Below are 22,144 nucleotides of genomic sequence, written 5' to 3'. Positions count from 1 at the left end.
GCTCAGACCTTGAAACGGCTGACGCCGGTACGCAGACCGTTCGCCACCAGATTGAGGTCGTCGATCGAGGCACTGGCCTGACGCAGCGATTCCACGGTCTGCGACGAGGCTTCGCTGAGCTGCACCAGCGCCTGGTTGATCTGCTCGGCGCCGGTGGACTGCGCCTGCATGCCTTCGTTGACCATCAACACGCGTGGCGCCAGCGCCTGCACCTGATGGATGATCTGTGCCAGCTGCTCGCCGACCTGGCCGACTTCGCCGATACCGCGGCGCACTTCTTCGGAGAACTTGTCCATGCCCATCACGCCGGCCGACACTGCAGACTGAATCTCGCGGACCATCTGTTCGATGTCGTAGGTGGCGACCGCAGTCTGGTCGGCCAGGCGGCGCACTTCGGTGGCGACCACCGCGAAGCCGCGACCGTATTCACCGGCTTTCTCGGCTTCAATGGCGGCATTGAGCGACAGCAGGTTGGTCTGATCGGCCACTTTGACGATGGTGGTGACCACGTGATTGATGTTGCCGGCCTTCTCATTGAGGATCGCCAGCTTGGCGTTGACCAGCTCGGCGGCGCTCATCACCTGATGCATGGTGTCTTCCATGCGCGCCAGGCCCAGTTGTCCGGCACCAGCCAGGGTCGAGGTCTGCTCGGCAGCGCCGGACACCTCGGTCATGGTGCGCACCAGATCCCGCGACGTGGCGGCAATCTCGCGCGAAGTCGCGCCGATTTCCGTGGTGGTCGCGGCGGTTTCTGTGGCAGTGGCCTGTTGCTGCTTGGAGGTGGCGGCAATCTCGGTGACCGACGTGGTGACCTGTACGGAAGAGCGTTGCGCCTGGGCAACCAGTGTCTTGATCTCTTCGGCCATGCCATTGAAGCCCGTCTCGATGGCGCCAAATTCGTCGCGCCGGCCAAGATCCAGGCGCGCAGTCAGGTCGCCACTGGCGAGGGCTTGCAAGGTGCGCACGACCTGCTGCACCGGGCGGGTTATCGCCTGCATCAGGAAGTAGCCGCAAACGAACGCAGCGACGATCGCCAGCACCACCGAAATGGCCATGCTCACCTCGGCGAGGTTGACCGCGGAGACGATGCCGGCCGCAGACGTGTAGGCCACGTCTCGGTTGAGTTCGATCATTGAGGTGAGTTGGGCGCGCCCGGCGTTCCAGGTATCGGTCAGCGGCCCGGCCAGCTCGGCCCTCGCTTCGTTCTGGCGACCCTCCTGGTAAAGACCGAGCACGCTGGCCTGCTGCTCGGCAAAGCGCTGGCGGGTCTGCTCGAATGCCTCAAGAGCACTGCGATCAGCGTCTACGCCGATAGTGCGATGGTAATCAGCCAGGGAGCCGAGCAGCATATCGCCGGCCGCCTTGATCGACTTCCGGTCGTCATCGGTAAGCGTATGCTGCTCCTGAATGCTGACCTGCACGATGGTCTGGTGGAACATTTCCGTCCAGGCACTGCGCACTTGAGTGATGTGGAACATGCCAGGCATGGCATCGTCCAGCAGGCGAGTCGCGCCCCCTTCGACCTTGAGCAGACGCTCGAAGGATGCAGCGGCCATCATGAGCATGATCGCAATAATGATCGCGAAACTTGCCTGGATACGCTGGCGAACAGTCCAGTTCTTCACATTCAACCCCATCTACCGAGACTCTGACAGCCTGTTCAGGATCGTGCGAGCTAGAGGCATACAAGGCAAAAACGAGCGAGGATGCGGAGTTTACGAGCTGTAAATGAGCATTCCGAGCGTGTTTTTTACGCAGTAGGACCGACGCGATGCAGATCGTGAAAAGGTTCTCAACGGAGCCTGCGAGCAATGCCCGCAGGTCATGCGCCGGACTCTATGGGCGTTGCGATTGCAGCGCAAGCGAGACCGAACCTATTTACTGTAGCAACAGGCGTCTCGCTGTCAGCGAAAAGGGGAATGTCGCTGCCAGACGGCGATCATGCCGTCGGCAGCTGACTAAGGCGGGGTTACTGCAGATCCTGGCGAACCTGGGCTTCGAGTTCTGCCTTGAGCGCCGGATCGAGCTTCAACTGGCGCGCCAATTCTTCAAGGTAGGCGCGCTCCATGAAGTGTTCCTCATCGACCATCAGCACGCTGGCGACGTACATCTCAGCGGCCATTTCCGGCGTAGTGGCTGAACGCGCCACATCGGCAGGGTCCAGTGGCTTGTTCAGCTCGGCCTGCAGCCAGCGCTGGGTTTCAGCGTCGCTTGCCAGCTTGCTGAATTCGCCTTCGATCAGTTCGCGCTCACGCTCGTCAACATGACCATCGGCCTTGGCCGCGGCTACCAGCGCCTTGAGGATGCCCTGGCTGTGCAGTTCGACCTGTGGAGCAGGCAATCGGTCGAGGGTCTGTGGCTCGCCCTGTGGTGCGCCGGCTTGCTTGGCCTGCCAATTGCCATAAGCCTTGTAGGCGATCACGCCGAGTGCAGCCAGGCCGCCGTAGGTGATGACCTTGCCGCCGATCTTGCGGGCGCTCTTGTTACCCAGCAGCATGGCCAGCGCCGCGCCGCCACCAGCACCCTTGAGCATCGAGCCGATACCGCCATTGTCGCTTTTGCCAAGGCCGCCACTGCTACTCCCCAGCAATCCACCCAGCGCACCGCCCAGCCCCGACGAGGAAGACTTGCCGCCGGTTTTCTGTTGCAGCAATTCCTGCCCGGACTTCAGCAGTTGATCGAGCAAGCCGCGCGTATTCATGGAAATCTCCAATGGTTCAAGAACGAACGAATCTACTGCGAAGCCTGGCCGCCGTTGGTTACAGATTGCGTCAAGATATTGCGCAGGCAAGCGCCTCAAGCCTCGTCAAATAGACCGGTCAGAGCAAGCGTCGTTCAAGCTCGTACCAGCAGGCCGTTTAAAAACGTAGGCGAGGCAGCCAGCGCAAGGCAAAAATAAGCGAGGAAGCGGAATGTACTTTTGTACATGAGCATGACTCGCTTCGCTCGCCCTTCGGGCCGCGCTAAAGCGCGTTAGCCGCAAGCGGCTTACCGAGCCTGTTTTTAACGCAGCGATGGCAACGCACTACTGCATGGATGCAGAAGGTAGAGCGACGCAGGACGCCAAAGCCGAAGTAGTTTTTCAACGACCTGCTAGCGCGGCGCCAGATGGGAGATCAACAACTGCACCGACTCCTGGCCACGGAATTCGTTGACGTCCAGCTTGTAGGCCAGCTCCACCCAGCGCACGGTCGGGTTGGGCCATACCTCGCGGTCGACGCCAAAGGCGATGCCGTCCAGTTGCAGGCTGCCGCACTCGCTCTTCAGCACCACCTTGAGGTGGCGCTCACCGACGATGCGCTGTTGCACCAGCTGGAACGCGCCATGGAACAGCGGCTCCGGGAAATGCTGGCCCCACGGGCCGGCATTGCGCAGCTCGCGGGCCAACGGCAGGTTGAATTCATCGATACTCAATACGCCATCGGACAGCAGCCGGCCGGTCAGGTCATCCTCGCAGAGCTGGCGGCGAACTTCTTCATCGAACGCCGCCGCGAAGGTCTCGAAGTGCTCGGCTGGCAACGACAGACCGGCGGCCATGGCGTGGCCGCCGAACTTGCTGATCAGCCCCGGATGGCGTGACGCCACAGCGTCCAGTGCGTCGCGGATGTGAAACCCCGGTACCGACCGCGCCGAGCCCTTGTACAGGCCATCGCCAGCATCGGCGAAGGCGATGGTCGGGCGGTGATAGCGCTCCTTGAGCCGCGAGGCGAGGATACCGATCACGCCCTGGTGCCAATCCGCCTCGAACAGGCAGAGCCCGAACGGCAGGTTTTCCAGCGGCAGGTCTTTAAGCTGAGCCAGCGCCTCGCGCTGCATGCCCTGCTCGATGGCCTTGCGGTCCTGGTTGAACTGATCGAGCTGCACGGCCATGTCGCGCGCCAGAGCTTCGTCTTCGCAGAGCAGGCACTCGATGCCCAGGCTCATGTCGTCAAGGCGGCCGGCGGCATTCAGGCGCGGGCCGAGAATGAAGCCCAGGTCGGTCGAAGTAATGCGCCCATGCTGCTTGCCGGCGACTTCCAGCAATGCGCGCAGCCCCGGCCGCGCCCGGCCAGCACGAATGCGCGCCAGGCCCTGGTGCACGAGAATACGATTGTTGGCGTCCAGCGGCACCACGTCGGCGACGCTGCCGAGAGCCACCAGGTCGAGCAGCTCGCCGAGATTGGGCTCGGGGCGCTCGGCGGTGAACCAGCCCAGCTCGCGCAGCCGCGTGCGCAGCGCCAGCAGCACGTAGAAAATCACCCCCACGCCCGCCAGCGACTTGCTCGGGAACGTACAGCCCGGCTGGTTGGGATTGACGATGGCATCGGCAGCCGGCAATTCGTTGCCCGGCAAGTGATGGTCGGTGACCAGTACCTTCAGGCCGGCCGCCTTGGCAGCGGCCACGCCTTCGATGCTGGAAATGCCGTTATCGACGGTGATCAGCAGCTCAGGCTCGCGGGTCAGCGCCACGGCGACGATTTCCGGGGTCAGTCCGTAGCCGTACTCGAAGCGGTTTGGCACCAAGTAATCGACATGGGCGGCGCCGAGCATGCGCAGGCCAAGCACGCCGACGGTGCTGGCGGTGGCACCGTCGGCATCGAAATCACCAACGATCAGCAGGCGCTGGCGCAGGCGCAAGCCCTCGACCAGCAAGCCCACTGCGGCCTCGATGCCTTTTAGCTGCGTGAACGGGATCAGCCGCGCAAGGCCTTTCTCCAGCTCAACTGCCGACAGCACCCCGCGGGCCGCATAAAGCCGGGTCAACAACGGTGGCAGGTTACCCAGGTCGGGCAGCGAAGCAGGAAGCGGGCGGGACTCGATACGCATGGAGGTCGGATTCTACTCGTGCGGTTAAAACGGGAGGCGCCAGCCGAACGGACGCCTGTGGATCAATTGCCTGTAGTGCGCTCGCCAGCCAGCCACTCGATGGGGATTTCATGCTGGCCGCGCTCGTCAGTCACGAACAGCTCGCCATCACTGATCATCACGCTCCAGCTCAGCGCACGGGGCATATCCTGAGCGAGATCGGCGAGCGCTTCCTGGCCCAGGGCGACGACATTGATGTTTTTCAGGGTGCGCACCGGGTCGAGACACTTGGTCTGCCACACGCGCAGGTTGCCGTAAGCCACCAGGCTGAATTTTTCGGTACGTCGCGAGCACCAGGTGATGCGCTCGCTGTCCGGTTGGCCGACTTCGATCCAGTGCAGCACACGACCGTCCAGGCTTTTCTCCCACAGCGCCGGCTCGTCGACATCCGACAGGCCGCGCCCGAAGGCCAGGCTTTCCTGATAGAACAGCGCATAGGCGATCAGCCGCGACGCCAGACGCTCCTCGGTTTCCGAAGGATGGCGGGCCACGGTGAAACGCAGGTTTTCATAGATGCTGCGATCGATATCGGTGAGGTTGAGATCGATCTTGTAGGTCGTGGACGGCTGGGCCATTGCGCACTTCTTGGAATTCGGGAAAGTGCGCCAGTCTATCAGGCCGGCCGGAACCGTGGGCAGAGCGCCGCCCAAAGGGGCGTCTGCCACGGCTCACTTGCCTGACTCTCAGGCCTTCCAGTCCGGGTAGCGACGTTCTGCAGGCGCCGGTGGGAAGTACTGGTACAGCCAGGTTTCGCTGAGCACTTCCTTGTTGTCGACGCGGCGCAGGTAGGCACGCATGTTCACCGGCTCGACGCTGTCGCTGGTCGGGAACCAGTCGAACTGAGCGCGGAAGCCTTCGACATCCGGGTACAAGGCAAGAATGCTGAAATCCTTGACCTCGCCATGCGACGCCTCGACCACCACTTCGACCTGGGCTTTGGCATCCATCTTGGCCAGTGGGCCGCCGCCGAAATCGATGGCGAAGCGTCGTGCCCACTGTTTCGGCCAATGCTCGCCCGGCGCCCAGCCGAGGGTGAAACCACCCATGCCGGATCGGGTAGCCTGGGCCTGCGCCAGGGTCGGCTTGACCGGCGGCAGCGCTGCCCAGTGCAGCTTGTAGCCGAAGTTCAGCGAGGTGCCAGGCTCGATGGCCTGCTTGGGATTCCAGAAGCAGACGATGTTATCCATGGTCTCGCCGGTGGTGGGAATTTCCAGCAGATCGATGCTGCCCTCGCCCCATTGGGTGGTCGGCTCGACCCACAGGCTCGGCCGGCGGCTGTACCAGACCACGGTGTCCTGGTAGGACTTGAAGTCGTGGTCGAACTGCACCAGGCCGAAGCCTTTCGGGTTGTTGTCAGCAAACGCGTTGAACTGCAGCTTTTCCGGATTGTTCAACGGCCGGCACAACCACTCGCCGTTGCCCCGCCACATGGACAGGCGATCGCTGTCGTGGATCGCCGTGGCGACGAAATCGCACATGCGACGCTCGTGGCTACCGCAGGCGAACATGCTGGTCATCGGCGTAACGCCCAGCTGCTTGATCGCCTTGCGCGCATTGATGTGCGCGTCGATGTCCATCACCACACGGTCTTCCAGGCAGTCGATGTCGAAGCGGTAGGCACCAGTGGCGCTGGGCGAATCAAGCAGTGCGTAGAGCACGAAACGGGTCGCATCCTTGTCCGGCGTCTCGAACCAGAACTCGGTGAAGTCGGGGAATTCCTCGGGTTTGTCGGTGAAGGTATCGACCGCCAGACCGCGGGCCGACAGGCCGTACTGGCCGGTGTTATCCACCGCACGGAAGTAGCTGGCACCGAGGAAGGAAACGATGTCGTATTTGTCGATATTCGGCTGCTTGAACACCTTCAGGCCGGCGAAACCCAGGTCACCCTTGAGCTGATCGACCTCCACACCACTCTTGCCGTATTCGAACAGATCAGGGCGGAAATGCACTTCGCGCGCCACCCGGCTCTTGGCGTCGACGGCGTGCATGCGCACCGGCTGGCGGAAACCCATGCCGACGTGGAAGAACTGCACGTCGAGCTGTCCGTCCAGTTCGTTCCACAGCGAATGCGCCGGGTCGTACTGGATGGCGTTGAATTGCTGCGGCGTCAGCTCGGCGAGGGTCTTGGGCAGCACCTCGGCAGTACTCTGGTAGGCGCGGCCGGCCATACTTTTGGCCCGAGCCTGCAGCTGTTTGAAATCGAACGGTTCGGCCTTGCCATCAGCGGTTTCGGCGAAGCTGCGCAGGCTGAACAGGCCAGCTGGCAGGCCACTGACGGCGGCCAGCATCATGGAGGCTTTAAGGAGGTTACGTCGTTGCATGGGCATCCCTGAGTCGGTAAGGAATCTGCACGAAGGCGATTAAAAAGACCTACAACAGAGAGCCCTACTCGCCAGATGGTTCCACGGCGTATTTGCAACCATTGGTGTTGCGCCGCGCGATCACAAGCGAAACGGCTAGCGTTTCTTTTCCAGCAGCGCCCTGATAGCGGTGCGGTCACGCTTGCCGTCACGCTGGGTAAGCATGGCGAGGAAGGCGAACGAGTCGAGGCCGTTGAGGGTGGTTTTCGGGCTGACGATCTTGCGCCGCGGATCGGCGCCGTGCTCCAGCAGCAAGGTGACCAGCGCCGGTTCGCCATAGAGAATCGCACCATTCAGCGCAGATAAACCCATCTGGTCAGGTTCATCGACCGGACAACCGGCATCGAGCGCCTGAGTCATCTGCGCCAGTGCCATGTCCTTGCGCGCCTCGGACTCGCCGTAGGCTGCCGCCATCAGCGTCAGGGTCGGCGCCTGCATCGATGCGTTACCGAGCACACAACCGCGTTCATCCATCACTTGCAGGCCGTGATCGTTCTGCACATCTTCGGCCTGGGCAACGCCGACCAGCAGGCACAGCCCCATTAACCCAACAGGCAGCTGGAAAAATCCAGGCGAGGCAGACAAGGTCCGGCGAACACGGTGAGGTATCAGTGGCTTGTCAAAGCGCATAACGTTTCTCCAGTGTGCTGTAGCCCATGCCCACGCCCTTGCTCACCTTGAGCTGCACCGCCACGCGCTCCTTGAGCGCTTCGACGTGGCTGATCACGCCGATCATCTTGCCGCTGGCATTGAGGTTGTCGAGTGCATCGAGAGCCACTTCCAGGGTTTCCCCATCGAGTGTGCCGAAGCCTTCATCGAGAAACAGCGAGTCGATGCGCGTCTTGTGGCTGACCAGATCGGACAGCGCCAGCGCCAGCGCCAGGCTGACCAGAAAGCTTTCGCCGCCGGACAGCGTGCGGGTATCGCGCGCCACGTCGCCCTGCCAGGTGTCGATGACCTCCAGCTCCAGCTCGCCCTGGGATTTACGCGCCAGTTGGTAGCGCCCGTGCAGACGCTGCAGCTGACCATTGGCCAGGTGCACCAGGTGGCCGAGGGTCAGCCCCTGGGCGAAGCGTCGGTATTTGGCACCATCGGCTGAGCCGATCAGGCTATTGAGCTGCTGCCAGCTGTCGTATTCACCTTGCTGGCGGGTGATGGCTTCGAACAGCGCCTGCTGGTTCAGCCGCCGTGCGTCATCGCCCTGCAACTGTCCGCGAATTTCGCCCTGGCGCTGACCGAGCTGCTTCAACGTCGCCTGCAACGCCTGCAGGTGCTCGTCCAGGTACGCGGCACTGTGCTCGGTCTGCGGGGCAGCCTGCAATTCGGCCACTTGCGCATGCGCCGCGGCGTGCAGCGCCTGGGCTTCGGTGCGCGATGTCTGCAGGCGCTCCTTGAGTGCTTGCAACTGCTCACGCTGGTTGTCATCGAGCAACGCATCGAGAAACGCCTGTTCATCGCTGAACGGGCTGCTGGTCAGGGCCGCTTGCCACTGCGCGGCGGCGGCCTGCTCGGCGACGCGCAACCCGACCTGCCGCTGAGTCAGGTTATCGAGGGTGATGCGCAGTTCCATACCGCGCCGCTCCGCGCTTTGCCAGTCGGCTTCGGCCGCGTCGAGCTGTGTCTCGGCCTGCTCCAGCCGCTGCGCGTCGAATGCTTCACCGCCTGCGGCCTGCCAGCGTGCCAGCCATTGCTGTGATTGTTTCTGCGCCTCGCCGAGCTGGTGCTGCAGAGTAGGCTGCTGTTGCGCCAACGCCTGACGCCGCTGCTGCGCCGCCTGCCAGCACTCGGCATCGGCCTGGCGCGCGGCCAGCCAGGCGGCGCCGTCAACGGGCAGGGAATGACCGAAGGCGGCCAGTTGCGTCGTCAACTCCGCCTCGACCTGCTGCTGCCGCGCGCGCTGTGCGTCCAGTTGCTCGTCCAGCGCCTGCAGCGTGGTTTGCGCGAGGTCGCGATCCCGCTCGACGGCGCCAAGTTGCTGCTGGGCGGCGGTGTGCTTCTGATTGCCGATATTGGCGGCCTGGCGGGCGCGGTCGAGCTCCAGCTTGAGGCCATCGAGTTTCTTCAGCGTGCCGTCAACCTCGACTCGCTCGGCGATCTGCCGGGTCTGTGCGGCGGCAAGCGCCGGTTCGTCTTCGGGCAACGGCTTCAGCACCTCGCCCTGGCGCTGCCAGGCGGTAGTGATCGCGTCGAGGTGCTGCTGCAGTTCCTGCGCCTGCTCCTGACACTGCGCCACCTGAGCCTGCAAGGTCGCGACCTGATTGCCGAGGTTCTGTCCCTGTTCGGTCAGTGCATCGAGCGTCTGCCGCGCCTCGTCACGTTCACGCTGGGTAGCCGAGACATCCAGCGCCCGATACGCCGCGATGGCCGGATGCTCGGTGGAGCCGCACAGCGGGCAAGCCTCTTCGGCCTGAAGCTGCGCCCGGTACGCCTCCAGCGCCTGGATACGCTGCTCCTGCTCGAGCAACTTGTCCTGATCGGTCAGCCGTTGCTTCACCTCGCGATAACGCTCGCGCAACGCCATGCGCTCGGTCTCCCGCTCACTCAGGCCTTGCTGTTGGCGAGCCAGATTGGCGGCTACGCGCTGCTGTTGCCGGGTGAGCTGAGCGCGCCGCTCAGCCAGTTGCGCCAGCTGCTCCAGCGCGCTGCCGCGGGCATGAACCTGTTGCCAGTGGTCCCGCCAGTCCGCTTCAGTGCGCCCGGCGAGCGCCTCCTGCCAGCGCGCCTCGACATCGGCAACCCGCTGCTCGGCATCGGCCTTGGCTTGCGCCGCAGCCTGAACCGACTGAGCGACGCCGCCCAGGCTGAGCTGAAGCCTTTGCACCTGCTCGGCGCCCGTCTGCTGACGTGCCTGCAGCGCGGCGATGGCGTGCTGCGCCTGCTCGCGCACCTCGAAGGCGTGCTGCCAACCGCTGAGTTGCGCGGCCAACCGCTGGTGATCGGCAGAGGCCTGCAACTGCGCATCGAGGGTGCTGCATTCATCCTCCAGCTGCTGCAGCGTCTGCTGTTTGCCCAGGGCGACGGCGGCGCTGGCCTGCGCCGCCTGCTTCAGGCTAGCGTGCAAACGCGCATTGACCTCGACCCACTCACGCTGATGCGCTTGCTGTTCCTCTTCACTGGCCGCCAGTGCACGGCCCGCTTCGCGTTTGGCTTGATACATCGGCTGCAGCCGCTGCGCCGGCTCGCTCTGCTGCAAACGCATCAACTCGCCTGCCGCCTGCTGCTCGGCCTGAGCGGCCGCCTCAAGCTGCGCCGCGGCGGTGGTGACCTGCCCTGCCACGCGTGCGAGATCGGTCAACCATTGCCGTTGCCGGCCGGCCTCGGCACAGGCGTGCTGCGTCTCGCCCTCCTCGACCGCCAACTGCGCGGATTCGTCTGCGAGGGCCTGGCGCTGTTCATCACTCAACAGTTCGACACCATCGGCACGGGCGCGCAGCTGATCGAGCTGGGTCTTCACCTCGCGGGTGTCCTCGAACACACGCTGAGAGATCAGCCCGTAGATATCGGTGCCGGTCAGCTCCTCCAGCAGCTCGGCGCGCTGGTTGGCCGAGGCTTCGAGAAACGCGGCAAAACCACCTTGCGCCAGCAGCATCGACTTGGTGAAACGGCCGAAATCCAGGCCGGTCAGGCGCTCCACTTCGCGGGGCTTTTCGCTGAGTTTGTCGGTGATGATTTCGCCATCCAGCCGCGCCAGCTCGGCCTTGGCGCCTTGTAGCGCACCGTCGGATTTATCCCGCGCGCGGCGCTGGCTCCAGAACGCCCGATAACCTTGCCCCTTCACCTCGAACTCGACCTCGGCCAGGCATTCTGCGGTGTGCCGGGTCATCAGCTCATTCTCGCCGCCGACCCGTTCCATACGCGGCGTGCGGTGATACAGCGCCAGGCAGATGGCATCGAGCAACGTCGTCTTGCCAGCGCCTGTTGGTCCGGTAATGGCGAACAGCCCATTGCTGGCGAACGGCTCGGCGGTGAAATCAATCTTCCACTCGCCCTTGAGCGAGTTGAGGTTCTTCAGGCGCAGGCTGAGGATTTTCATGGACGGGGACTGAGCTCGGGTCACGGCAGAACAGCTATTGTCGCACCGTTGCGAGGCTGTCGCCCATGCCGGGGACCCTGCTTGTTGAGGAGAGTGATCAGCTGGGATATCGGCTCAATACGCGTCTCACCAGCAGGGTTTTGGTCGGTCGAGCCTGTTACTTCAGGTTCTTTCTGAAGAACTCGCTCAGCGAGTCGAATGGGATCAGTTTGACCCGATCGTACAAATCGACATGACCAGCCCCTGGCACAATCACCAGTTGTTTAGGCTCACCAGCGAGCTTGAAGGCTTCCTGGCTGAACTCGAGCGAGTGCGCTTCGGAGCCTGCGATGAACAGCATCGGTCGCGGCGAGATCGAGGCGATGTCATTGAATGGATAGAAGTTCATGAACTTGACGTTGCTGGTCAGCGTCGGGTGCGTCGTCAGCTTGGGCGACTGGCCTTCAGGCGTGAACTCGCCACGCGGCGTACGGTAGAAATCGTAGAACTCGCGCTCGATCGGATGCGATTTTTCGGTGATCTCGTGCACGGTGCCGCTGGTGTATCTGGTCTCGCCGCCCGCAAATTCCAGGTCACGCTGCGCCGCCGCTTCGGCGATGATCTTCTTTCTTTGCTCCAGCGTCTGCGAGTGCTTGAGTCCGTTACGGTTGGCAGCGCCCATGTCGTACATGCTGACGGTGGCGATGGCTTTCATGCGCGGGTCGATCTTGGCAGCGCTGATGACGAAGCTGCCGCTGCCGCAGATACCCAGAACACCGATGCGGTTTTTGTCGACGAAGGTCTGGGTGCCGAGGAAATCCACTGCCGCGCTGAAGTCTTCGGCGTAGAGGTCCGGTGATACGGCATTGCGTGGTCGGCCTTCACTCTCGCCCCAGAACGACAAGTCCAGGGACAGGGTCACGAAACCCTGTTCGGCCAGCTTCTGTGCATACAGGTTGGAACTCTGCTCTTTCACTGCCCCCATGGGGTGGCCGACGATGATGGCCGGCCCCTTTACGTCCGGGTCCCAGCCTTTCGGAATGAACAGGTTCCCGGCCACGCGCATCTTGTACTGGTTGTTGAACGTCACCTTCTGCTGAATGAGGGTGTCGCTCTTGTAGAAGTTGTTTGCGCCGTTGGACATATCTGCTCCCATTGCCACATGGGAGCCCACTAAAAGCCCAAGCATCACCAGAAGTCTCTTCATTTGCGGTTTCCTGAATCGAGGGATAAACAAAGGTTCTTTATTGCTTCATGCGCTGAATCGAGCGTGACGCATTGCGGCCAGGGCAAAGGCGGCCGAACCGGACAACACCACGGCGCCAAATGCGAAAGGGCTCCACCAGCCGAGGTGATCGAACAACGCGCCACCCACGCCAGCACCCACGGTGATCGCCATCTGAATGACCGCAACCATCAGGCCGCCACCGGCTTCGGCGTCGTCTGGCAGCGTGCGGCTGAGCCACAAACCCCAGGCCACCGGCGCAGGCGTGGCCACCAGTCCCCAGACACCGAGCACAACAGCGACGGCCACAGGCGAATGCCCCAGCGCAATCAACACAGCAGCTAGCACGGCCATTGCCAGCGGGATTGCGATCAGGTAGGCGTAAATGCGTTTTTGCAGCAGCCCTCCGATCATCCAGGTCCCTGCCAGACCGCAGAGGCCCAGCAGCAGCAACATCAGCGACAACGTGGTCACGCTCACGCCGGTGATGCTTTCCAGAAACGGACGCAGGTAGGTGAAGACCGCGAACTGGCCCATGAACAGCAGCATGATCGCGAGCATGCCGATGGCCACCTGCGGATTGCGCAGCAGCTTGAAAGGATTGGTCGCCCGGCTGTTCTGCGGGCTGCTCATCGCCGGGACGCTCAACCACTGCCACGCGAAGGCCAGCACCGCGAGCGGGATCACCAGAAAGAACGCGCCACGCCAGCCAATGTACTGCCCCAGAAAACTGCCCAGCGGCGCGGCGACAGTCGCGGCTAACGCGTTACCGCCATTGATCAACGCCAGTCCCTTGGCGACCGAATCCTTCGGTACTAGACGCATGACTGTGGCAGTCGACATCGACCAGAAGCCACCGATGGCGACACCCAGCAAGGCCCGACCGGTCATGAACACCACGCCGTTGGGCGCAAACGCCACCGTCACACCCGATAACAGCAGCAGGAAGCTGAAACCGAGCAGCACTCTTTTGCGATCAAAGCGACCGGTCAGCGGCGTGTTGAGCAGGCTGGTCAACACCGCGAAGAAGCCGGAAATGGAAATCGCCTGACCTGCCTGCCCCTGGCTGATGCCAAGGTCCTGCGCGATGGGCGTCAGCAGGCTGACCGGCATGAACTCCGAGGCAATCAGCACGACCACACACAGCGCCATCGAAAAGACTGCACCCCAAGCAGGAGGATAGGCCGCAGCCGCATTGTGTCCCGTAGATGAAGCAATTGTTTTCATGCACCAATGACCTGTCTGAACCCGGCCGACAAACTGACGCAACGCATGCCATCCGCTGCCAGCCCGACGACCGTAAAAATGTGAAGCACAGGCTAGAGCAAAGGGATTACCATGATTAGACGACACAATTTCCATGCGATTGTGAGAGAAACTCAACAATGAGCACACCCAGACTAAATGACCTGCAAGCCTTCCTCGCAGTGGCGCGGGATCAGAGCTTCACTCGCGCAGCCGTGAAGCTTGGCGTCACCGCCTCGGCCTTGAGCCACACCATTCGCGGTCTTGAAGAAAAAATGGGGGTGCGCTTGCTGGCTCGCACTACGCGCAACGTGGCGCCGACCGAAGCGGGCGAGAAGCTGATGAATGCAATCGGACCGCTGCTGGATCAGATCACTACAGAAGTGGCAGTGCTGGGCGAGATGCGCGACAAGCCCGCGGGCACCATCCGTGTGACCTGCTCCGATGACGCCGCCGAGAACATAATCCGCCCCAAGCTGACGGGTTTTCTGGCCCAGTACCCGGACATTCACGTCGAGGTGTGCATCGACTACGGGTTCACCAATATCGTCAGCGAGCGTTTCGATGCGGGGATACGTCTCGGGGAGTCGATCAGCAAGGACATGATCGCTGTACGCCTGGGGCCGGACTGGCGCCTGTCGGTCGTCGGCACCCCCGAGTATTTCGAGAAGCACCCCGCACCGCAGCAGCCCCAAGACCTGACCCAGCACACCTGCATCAACATCCGCCACTCACCGAATGGCAACTGCTATGCCTGGGAATTCGAAAAGGACGGCCGCAAGCTGAACACGCGGGTCAGCGGCCAGTTCACCTCCAACAGCATGATCCACGTCCTGAACGCTGCCCTTGATGGCGTAGGGCTGGCTTATGTACCGGATTTTCTAGCCGAACCGCATCTGGCCAGCGGACGCCTCAAGGAAGTACTCGCCGACTGGAGTCCCTACTTCGAAGGTTTTCACCTCTATTATCCCAATCGCCGCCAGGCATCCCCCGCGTTCACGGCATTTGTGGATGCAATCAGATATCGGGGATGACAGGAACTTCGGCGCTGGCCTTGCCGAGAACTTGTCCGGGTTTCGCAAGCCGTTTGAACTCGGGCCAGGGCAGGGAAAATAGATAGCCCAGCGTAGCCACACCTTTAGTGGATGGGCGTCATCGCAACAAGTGTGACTATTGCTTAACCTGCGAGGCGACATTACGACAGTACGCAGAGCATGTTGACTATCACTGTATGGGTGATTATTGAGTAACCCTCACATACTCATACAAGACCGGCGAGGTAATGAATTACTCAGTAGTGACATATGCTGCGTCCTCCTAGCGCTCATGCTTCAGGGTACGCCCTATGATCGAAAAAACACTGAGCACACACTGTGCCGGGAGATGGTTGACTATCCTGCTGCGGCTCAGTGTTTTTGCCGCAACCCTGCAGCCTCAGGCCTATGCAGAAACAGCTCAGCCCACCAACCGAGAACAAGCCATGCGTGTTGCAATGCTAGTCAATGGTGAGTCCGTGACCATCAGCCTCGAAAATAATCAGACCTCCAGAGACTTCGTCGCTCTGCTGCCACTCGACCTAACGCTGGAAGACTATGCCGGCAGCGAGAAGATCACCACGCTATCTCGCAAGTTGAGCACTCAAGACGCAGCACCAGGTATAACGCCGGTAACGGGAGATTTCGCCTATTACGCCCCATGGGGCAATATTGCGATTTTCTACAAAGGCTTCACGTACTCGCCCGGGCTTATAAAACTTGGCGCGCTCGAAACAAATCTAGACATCATTCGCCAGCCAAGCCCGCTGAACGTCAGGTTCGAACTAATCAATCACTGAACGTTAGGTGTGCATCAGGCGATGCAGTCATACACAACCAGACAGAATTCCTTTCAGCTGAAGAAAGATCACGCACCATCATGCGTTGAACTTGCTGGCATTAAGGAGAGACGGTAGCGGTGTAAGTTCCTACATGCAGCTAATCAATACTCTGTACAACCGACTTTCCCTCGATGCCCTAACGGAGATTGTTTTCTAAAATCACGCTCTTGCCAGGCAGCGCCCGAACTCACCAGCGACTCGGGTAAATCGCCCCATGTCGCGGGCAGTAACAAAAACGTTCCGCCGCCCCCCGCTACGCGCGGGTAACGTGTGAGATCCGCTCACAAGGAGAGAGATTCGCCATGGTCCGTCCCGTTCACCACCTGCTCGGTGGCATCGCACTCAGTCTCGCCACCCTTAGCGCTCAGGCCACCGAGGCACTGCCCCAGGCGCAGTGGCCGTTTACCGCAGAACCGCGTGCCACGCTCGACGAACCCTGGGCCATGACCTTCCTGCCCGATGGCACGCTGCTGGTGACCGAGAAGCGTGGTGCGCTCAAGCATGTCGACCCGAAAAGCGGCAAAACCAGTGATATCGCCGGTGTACCGGAGGTCGCCTACGGTGGTCAGGGCGGCTTTGGCGACGTGATTTTGCACCCGGATTTCGCCGACAACGGCTGGGTCTACATCAGCTACGCCGAGGCCGGTGATGGTGACACCCGCGGCGCCGCAGTCGCCCGCGCCAAGCTGCAATTGAACGAAGACGGCAGCGGCGCACTGACCGAACTGAGCGTGATCTGGCAGCAGACACCAAAGGTCAGCGGCGCCGGCCACTACGGTCATCGCCTGGCCTTCGGCCCCGATGGCAAGCTGTGGATCACCTCTAGCGAGCGGCAGAAATTCACCCCGGCCCAAGACATGAAGGCCAACCTCGGCAAACTGCTGCGCCTCAACGACGACGGCAGCCCGCCGGGCGACAATCCGTTCGCCGACCAAGGCGGCGTTGCCGCTCAGGTCTGGTCGCTGGGCCATCGGAACATGCTCGGTATCGCCTTCGACGCGCAGGACAAACTCTGGGTGCACGAGATGGGCCCCGCCGGTGGTGACGAACTGAACCTGATCGTGCGTGGCGAAAACTACGGCTATCCGGAGGTTTCCAACGGCGATCACTACGGCGGCAAGCCGATCCCGGATCACGACACTCGCCCCGAGTTCGAAGCGCCGAAAATCACCTGGACGCCAGTCATCTCCCCCGCCGGTTTCGTCATCTATCAGGGCGAGCATTTCCCCGGTTGGGACGGCGCCGGCCTGATCGGCGGGCTGTCCTCAAAAGCACTGGTGCGGGTTGCCTTCGACGGCGACAACGCCCGTGAAGCCGAGCGTTACGACATGGGCGCACGCATCCGTGAAGTGGAGCAAGGCCCGGATGGCAGCGTGTGGCTGCTGGAGGATGGCAGCGGCGGCCGGCTGCTGGAGCTGCAGCCCAAGTAGCTAAATAGCGCGGCCCGCCCCTGGGTATCGCTGCGCTCAACACCTGCCTACATAAATACGTCGCACACAAAAAAACCGCAGCCCTGGCTGCGGTTTTTTTATGCCTGACGCTGGCTTCAATAGACGAATGTCAGCAGCACATTGAACACCAGGGCGGCGACGAAGCCGATGGGCGCGGCCTTGAACAGCAGTTGCGGGAACAGCGAAGCACGGCTCTGCTCCGACGTGCAGGAGCCAAGAATCAGGCTACCGCCCGACGAAAATGGCGAAATCGAGGTGGCTTGAGCGCCGACCACAATGGCGATGAACAGCACCATCGGCTCCAGCCCCAGAGCCGAGGCAATCGGCAGCACCATGGGAAACAATGCGGGGGTCACAACGCCAAGGGTGCTGGAAAACAGCGACATGAACGCCGCCACGATACCGAATACCAGCGGCACCAGAATGGGCGGAATGCTGCCGCCGATCCACGAGGCCAGTACATCGATGGTGCCGGCCTTGATCGCCACCGAAATCAGCATGCCAACGCCGCAGATCATGATCAGTGTGCCCCAGGGCACCGAGGCCATCGCTTTGCGCTCATCGCCGAGTTTCAACAGCAGCGCGATTACCGAGAAAATACTGGCGATCAGGCCGATGTCCATCTTGGCGTTGATGAAGCTGATGGTGGCATTGGCCGGCAGTGCGATGTGAGCGATGGGTGCAGCCAGGACGATGGCCATCATGGCCAGGGTCAGCCAGAGGGTAATCTTCTGCTCGCGATTGAGTGGTGTTGGCTCACTGACATCGAACACCGAGGTTTTCATCGCTCGGCCCTGCTGGGTCAGAAAAACGAAGGCGGAGATCACCAACAACGGGATGATCAGCGTGCTGGCGAAAATGCCGATGGCGTTGATGAAGGCATCGTTGTCACTGAGGCCGGCGTTGGTCATCAGCCCGCGGAAGATAATGCCGCTCTGGCTGGACATGAAATTGGCGCCGCTCAGGGCGCCATAGTTCACCGCCATGCCGCCGACGATCAGGCTCATGCCGGTGCGCTGACAGAGCAGCAAGGTGATTGGCGCCATGAACGCCAGCACGGTGTAGTAGCCCGCCCCCATCGCCGAGATCACCGTCGCAGTGAAAAACACCGCAAACGGCAGCAACTGCGGCACGCTACGACAGCGGTAAATCAGATGTTCGGATAGCTTCTCCAGCGTGCCGTTGACGGTGGCAAAGCTGTAGAACAGGCACACGGAGAAGATGATGAAGAAGATCTTCACCGGCCACATGCCGATGACCTCGGACGGGCTCAGGCCCATGCCGAAACAACCGATCAGGTACGCGAAGGCGATGGCGAACAAACCGATGTTGATCTTGGTTTTGTAGCCGAGGGCGACCGCGACGACGATGGCCGCGACGACGAGCATGCTCATCATGATGAAGGTTTCCTGTTGTTGTTCGAATGGGCTCAGCGCGTGCTGGAAAAGCCGAAAAGGCGGGAGGGGTTCTCGACCAGCACCTGGTGACGCTCGGCCGCGTCCGGCAACAGCGCCTCGATCAATTCGAACTGCTCGACATAGTTTGTCTGATCTTCGAATTGGGTGTTGGGCCAATCGCTGCCCCACAGGAAGCGCTCGACACCGCCGGCCGCCTGGCGAACCTGGGCCAGCAATGCAGCGGCCACGAGCGGATCCGATTTGCTGCGGTAGGCGGCCGAGAGCTTGAGCCAAACACGTGGATTGCCCAGCAGCTCGAGGAGTGCCTGGTGATTGGCGATGCGAGGGTCGATACCGCCGGTTGGCAGGCCGAAATGATCGATCACCACGTTCATTCCGGTGGCTATGATGGCCGGCACGATCAGCGCCAGATCATCAATGCCGCGCTGAATTTCCACCTGCCAGCCTCGACTCGCCAGACGCTTGAACAGCGCGCTCCACCGCGGCCCGGTGTAATCCGCCAGCGTCTTGCCGATCAGATTCAACCGAATGCCCACGACACCGGCCTCGGCCAGCTCGTCGAGCTCCTCGTCGCTGACTGCTACATCCACCACTGCAACGGCGCGCAGGCGCTCGGGAAAGCGGCGCAGCGCCTCCATCAGGAAACTGTTGTCGGTACCCAGGAAGCTCGGTTGGATCAGCACGCCATGGGACAGGCCGTGGCGGTCCAGATGCGCCAGGTACTGCTCCACCAGCGCGTCGTAATGCGGGCTGTAACGACGGTTGGGCACCATCGGCAAGTCCTGGCGGAAGATATGGGCATGGGTGTCGATGCCGGTGATGGCAAGGCTGCGGGTGCTCATGAAAGCGGTACCTGATCGATTGTTGTAGCGGTCGGCATCGAAGCCGCCGGTTGTTATTACGACATGCAGTCATATATATGAATAGTTGACCATATATCTGCGTTGGACATTCTGTCAATCGATACGCCAGTGGTAGAGTGGCGCCTGCTTGTGGCAACCGGACATGAACACGCGATGAAGCCTTCAACACTCGGATACGATCAACGCTTGCCGCTGTACCAGCGCCTGCGCGAGGAAATGCTCGCCAAGATCGCTGCGGGTGAGTGGTCGCCCGGCGCGCCCATTCCCACCGAAGCGGAGCTGACCAAGCTCTACGGCGTGGCCATCGGTACGGTACGCAAGGCAGTGGATGCGCTGGTCAGCGAAGGGTTGCTGCTACGCAGCCAGGGCCGCGGCACCTTCGTGCGCAGGCCTAATTTCGATGCGTCGCTGGCACGCTTCTTCCGCCAGGTGAACGCCAGCGGGGGCCGGGAAATCCCCAGCAGCCGGATTCTTTCCAAGGAGTTGCAGAAGCCTTCCAAGGCGGTGGCGAAGGCACTGGCGCTGAAGAGCGGCGAACAGGTGTTGCGCATGGAACGCCTGCGGGTGATCGATGACCGCACCTTGTTTCATGAGGAAATCTGGCTGCCCGCTTCGCGCTTTATCGTGCTGTTGGATATCGACTCGACCACCTTTGGTGACCTGCTCTATCCCTTCTACGAAAAGCAGTGCGGCCAATGCATCGCCTCGGCGCGGGAGACCCTCACGGTCGGCTCGGCCGATGCCGAAGTTGCACGGACACTTTCAATCGAGCCCGGCAATCCCATCGTGATAATCGAACGCACGGCGCTGGGTTACGATCGCAGCCCGCTGGAATATCGCCTGTCGCGGGCAGCGGCGAACAACTTCCACTACCAGATCGATATCTGCTGACAGACCAGCTCGGCGCCATGCCTGTGGCGCGCAAACGGGCAACCGTCCTGCTCCCTGCATCGACGCTTTGGGCGTTGCTCGCACAACACGCGGATGCGCTGCCAAGCAGCGCATCCGCGCCTGCGCAAAACTCATCATATTGAGGCTCACCCGCGGCTTGAATCCCTGCCTGCGCAGCCAACTCTCGAAGTGCCACTATTTAGATTTACGCGCTGCTGCCGAAGTGCTATCACGTGCTGAAAGAAAGATGTCGCGCTGCAACATCGACAATAAAAATAATCAGGAATGCGCCCATGAACAGCTTGCGTCGCTTGCCCATAAATCGTCGTCTGTGGCTCATCATAGTGCTGCCAGTCCTCATGCTGATGCTACTGGGCGGTTACATGCTCAACCAGATCAGCCTCGGCCTGTATGCCGGCAAGGCCGAGAAAACCCAGCACGTGGTGCAGAGTGCGGTTGGCTTGCTCAAGCACTACCAGGGCCTGGAAGCCAACGGCAGCCTGAGCCGCGAACAGGCGCAGAAGCAGGCGATGGAAGTGATCCGCGGGTTGCGCTACGGCGGCCAGGAGTACTTCTGGATCAACGACCAGACGCCGACCATGATCATGCACCCGACCAATCCCAAGCTCGAAGGGCAGCACCTCTCTGGCCTGAAGGACCCGGACGGCAAGGCGCTATTCAACGACATGGTCGCCATCACGCGTGCTCAAGGTGCTGGCGCGGTCAACTACCGTTGGCCCAAGCCGGGCAGCAGCGAGCCGGTACCGAAGATTTCCTATGTCGAGTTGTTCCAGCCCTGGGGCTGGATCATCGGCTCGGGCGTGTATGTCGATGACGTGCAGGCCGAGTTCAAATCCCAGGCGCTGCGTGCGCTGGCTATTGGCATACCCGCGACCCTGCTGCTGATCGCGCTGGTGGTGATGATCTCGCGCAGTATCGCCCTGCCCTTGCAACAAGCGGTGACGGCAATGTCGAACATTGCCAGCGGCAACGGCGACCTGACCCACGCCCTGGATGATCAGGGAAGTGATGAGCTGGCGGCGCTGGCCGGTCATTTCAACGCGTTCACCGGCAAGATGCGCCAGGTGATCCGCCAGTTGCTCGAATCCGCCGGCTCGCTCGATCAGGCCGCGCGCTCGCTGGGCGATATTTCCACGGCGGCCCAACAGCACAGCCAGCAGCAGGCCCAGCAGATGGAGCTGGTTGCGACCGCCGTCAACGAGGTGACATACGGCGTGCAGGACGTGGCAAAGAACGCCGAACATGCCTCCAGCGAAGTGCACACCGCCGAAGAGCAGGCCAAACAAGGCCAGCGCAATATCGACGCCAGCCTGCAGCAGATCGATCAGCTATCCGGGACCATCGATAAAGCCGTGACGGTAATTCAGTCATTGGCCACGGAAAGCACGCAGATCGGCGGTGTTCTGGAAGTGATCCGCTCGATTGCCGAACAGACCAACCTGCTGGCACTCAATGCCGCCATCGAAGCCGCGCGGGCCGGCGAACAGGGCCGCGGGTTTGCCGTGGTCGCTGACGAGGTGCGCCTGCTGGCCCAGCGCACGCAAAAATCCACCGCGGAAATCCAGGGCATGATCGAACGTCTGCAGGGCAATTCCGAGGCCGCTGTGAAAGCAATCAGTGACAGCAGCCGCGCGTCGCAACTGACGGTCGACCAGGCCAGCCAGGCCGGCGAAAGCCTGGCGCAGATCGCCCAGTCGCTGCGCAACCTGACCGGCCTCAATGCCTCCATCGCCAGTGCCACCCTGCAGCAGTCCCACGTGGTCGACGACATCAACCAGAACGTCACCCACACCGCAGCGCTGGCTCACAGCGCCGCCGAGTCGGCCGAGCAGTCGAGTGCTGCCAGCCAGCACCTCAAGCAACTGGCCGAGCAGCTCAGCCGCCTGCTGGGGCAATTCCGCATCTAACAGTGCCCCCAGCAAAAACGCCACCTGCTC

General features: G+C 61.8%; 16 protein-coding genes. 5 read left to right on the top strand and 11 right to left on the bottom strand.

Translation table 11 applies throughout. From position 1 onward, the window contains the following. Positions 1-2 precede the first annotated feature (2 nt). The 9 genes from BLS60_RS01265 to BLS60_RS01225 form a co-directional block, all read right to left on the bottom strand. Positions 3-1,625, bottom strand: a complete 1,623-nt coding sequence (locus BLS60_RS01265) for a methyl-accepting chemotaxis protein (RefSeq protein WP_070881450.1) — start codon at positions 1,623-1,625, stop codon at positions 3-5. Positions 1,626-1,969: 344 nt separating this feature from the next. Next, positions 1,970-2,701, bottom strand: coding sequence for a tellurite resistance TerB family protein (locus tag BLS60_RS01260; protein WP_092363752.1), 732 nt, complete (start codon positions 2,699-2,701; stop codon positions 1,970-1,972). Positions 2,702-3,093: 392 nt separating this feature from the next. Continuing rightward, entirely contained in the window at positions 3,094-4,806 is a 1,713-nt protein-coding gene (gene recJ / locus BLS60_RS01255) for a single-stranded-DNA-specific exonuclease RecJ (protein WP_092363750.1), read from the bottom strand. A 62-nt stretch (positions 4,807-4,868) separates the two neighbouring features. Further along, positions 4,869-5,420, bottom strand: a complete 552-nt coding sequence (locus BLS60_RS01250; protein ID WP_070881352.1) for a YaeQ family protein — start codon at positions 5,418-5,420, stop codon at positions 4,869-4,871. A gap of 108 nt (positions 5,421-5,528) precedes the next feature. Next, positions 5,529-7,166, bottom strand: a complete 1,638-nt coding sequence (locus BLS60_RS01245) for a glucan biosynthesis protein D (protein ID WP_070881351.1) — start codon at positions 7,164-7,166, stop codon at positions 5,529-5,531. Between the two features lie 135 nt (positions 7,167-7,301). Then, positions 7,302-7,835 carry an ankyrin repeat domain-containing protein gene (locus BLS60_RS01240; protein WP_143024561.1) on the bottom strand — a complete coding sequence of 178 codons (534 nt, stop codon included), beginning with the start codon at positions 7,833-7,835 and terminating at the stop codon, positions 7,302-7,304. Next, the gene (locus BLS60_RS01235) at positions 7,825-11,238 is read right to left on the bottom strand and encodes an AAA family ATPase (protein ID WP_092363744.1); all 3,414 of its coding nucleotides are present in this window, start codon (positions 11,236-11,238) and stop codon (positions 7,825-7,827) included. Before BLS60_RS01235 ends, BLS60_RS01240 begins: the two co-directional genes overlap by 11 nt. Positions 11,239-11,395: 157 nt before the next feature. Then, positions 11,396-12,424, bottom strand: coding sequence for an alpha/beta hydrolase (locus BLS60_RS01230; RefSeq protein ID WP_092363741.1), 1,029 nt, complete (start codon positions 12,422-12,424; stop codon positions 11,396-11,398). A 45-nt stretch (positions 12,425-12,469) separates the two neighbouring features. Beyond that, positions 12,470-13,669, bottom strand: coding sequence for an MFS transporter (locus tag BLS60_RS01225; protein WP_092363739.1), 1,200 nt, complete (start codon positions 13,667-13,669; stop codon positions 12,470-12,472). Positions 13,670-13,827: 158 nt separating this feature from the next. Here BLS60_RS01225 and BLS60_RS01220 point away from each other — a divergent pair, with 158 nt between their 5' ends. The 3 genes from BLS60_RS01220 to BLS60_RS01210 all read left to right on the top strand — a co-directional run bounded on the left by BLS60_RS01220 (position 13,828) and on the right by BLS60_RS01210 (position 16,993). Continuing rightward, complete coding sequence (locus BLS60_RS01220) at positions 13,828-14,721, top strand: LysR family transcriptional regulator (RefSeq protein WP_092363736.1); 894 nt, start codon at positions 13,828-13,830, stop codon at positions 14,719-14,721. A 311-nt stretch (positions 14,722-15,032) separates the two neighbouring features. Then, positions 15,033-15,521, top strand: a complete 489-nt coding sequence (locus tag BLS60_RS01215) for a cyclophilin-like fold protein (RefSeq protein WP_206353751.1) — start codon at positions 15,033-15,035, stop codon at positions 15,519-15,521. A 344-nt stretch (positions 15,522-15,865) separates the two neighbouring features. Beyond that, positions 15,866-16,993, top strand: a complete 1,128-nt coding sequence (locus BLS60_RS01210; protein ID WP_092363733.1) for a PQQ-dependent sugar dehydrogenase — start codon at positions 15,866-15,868, stop codon at positions 16,991-16,993. 116 nt (positions 16,994-17,109) lie between these two features. On the opposite strand, the gene BLS60_RS01205 is transcribed toward BLS60_RS01210, so the two are convergent. Continuing rightward, entirely contained in the window at positions 17,110-18,411 is a 1,302-nt protein-coding gene (locus BLS60_RS01205) for an SLC13 family permease (protein ID WP_092363730.1), read from the bottom strand. Positions 18,412-18,443: 32 nt separating this feature from the next. Then, positions 18,444-19,274, bottom strand: a complete 831-nt coding sequence (locus BLS60_RS01200) for an amidohydrolase family protein (RefSeq protein ID WP_092363727.1) — start codon at positions 19,272-19,274, stop codon at positions 18,444-18,446. Positions 19,275-19,448: 174 nt separating this feature from the next. On the opposite strand from BLS60_RS01200, the gene BLS60_RS01195 reads away from it, so the two are divergent. Together BLS60_RS01195 and BLS60_RS21925 are read left to right on the top strand one after the other, a co-directional pair. Further along, positions 19,449-20,186, top strand: coding sequence for a GntR family transcriptional regulator (locus tag BLS60_RS01195; RefSeq protein WP_092363724.1), 738 nt, complete (start codon positions 19,449-19,451; stop codon positions 20,184-20,186). A 293-nt stretch (positions 20,187-20,479) separates the two neighbouring features. Continuing rightward, entirely contained in the window at positions 20,480-22,114 is a 1,635-nt protein-coding gene (locus BLS60_RS21925) for a methyl-accepting chemotaxis protein (RefSeq protein ID WP_092363721.1), read from the top strand. Positions 22,115-22,144: the final 30 nt, after the last annotated feature.

Source organism: Phytopseudomonas seleniipraecipitans, assembly GCF_900102335.1.
GTDB lineage: Bacteria > Pseudomonadota > Gammaproteobacteria > Pseudomonadales > Pseudomonadaceae > Aquipseudomonas > Aquipseudomonas seleniipraecipitans.
Note: the sequence above shows the minus strand (reverse complement) of the source record. Positions and strands in the feature narration are given on the sequence as shown.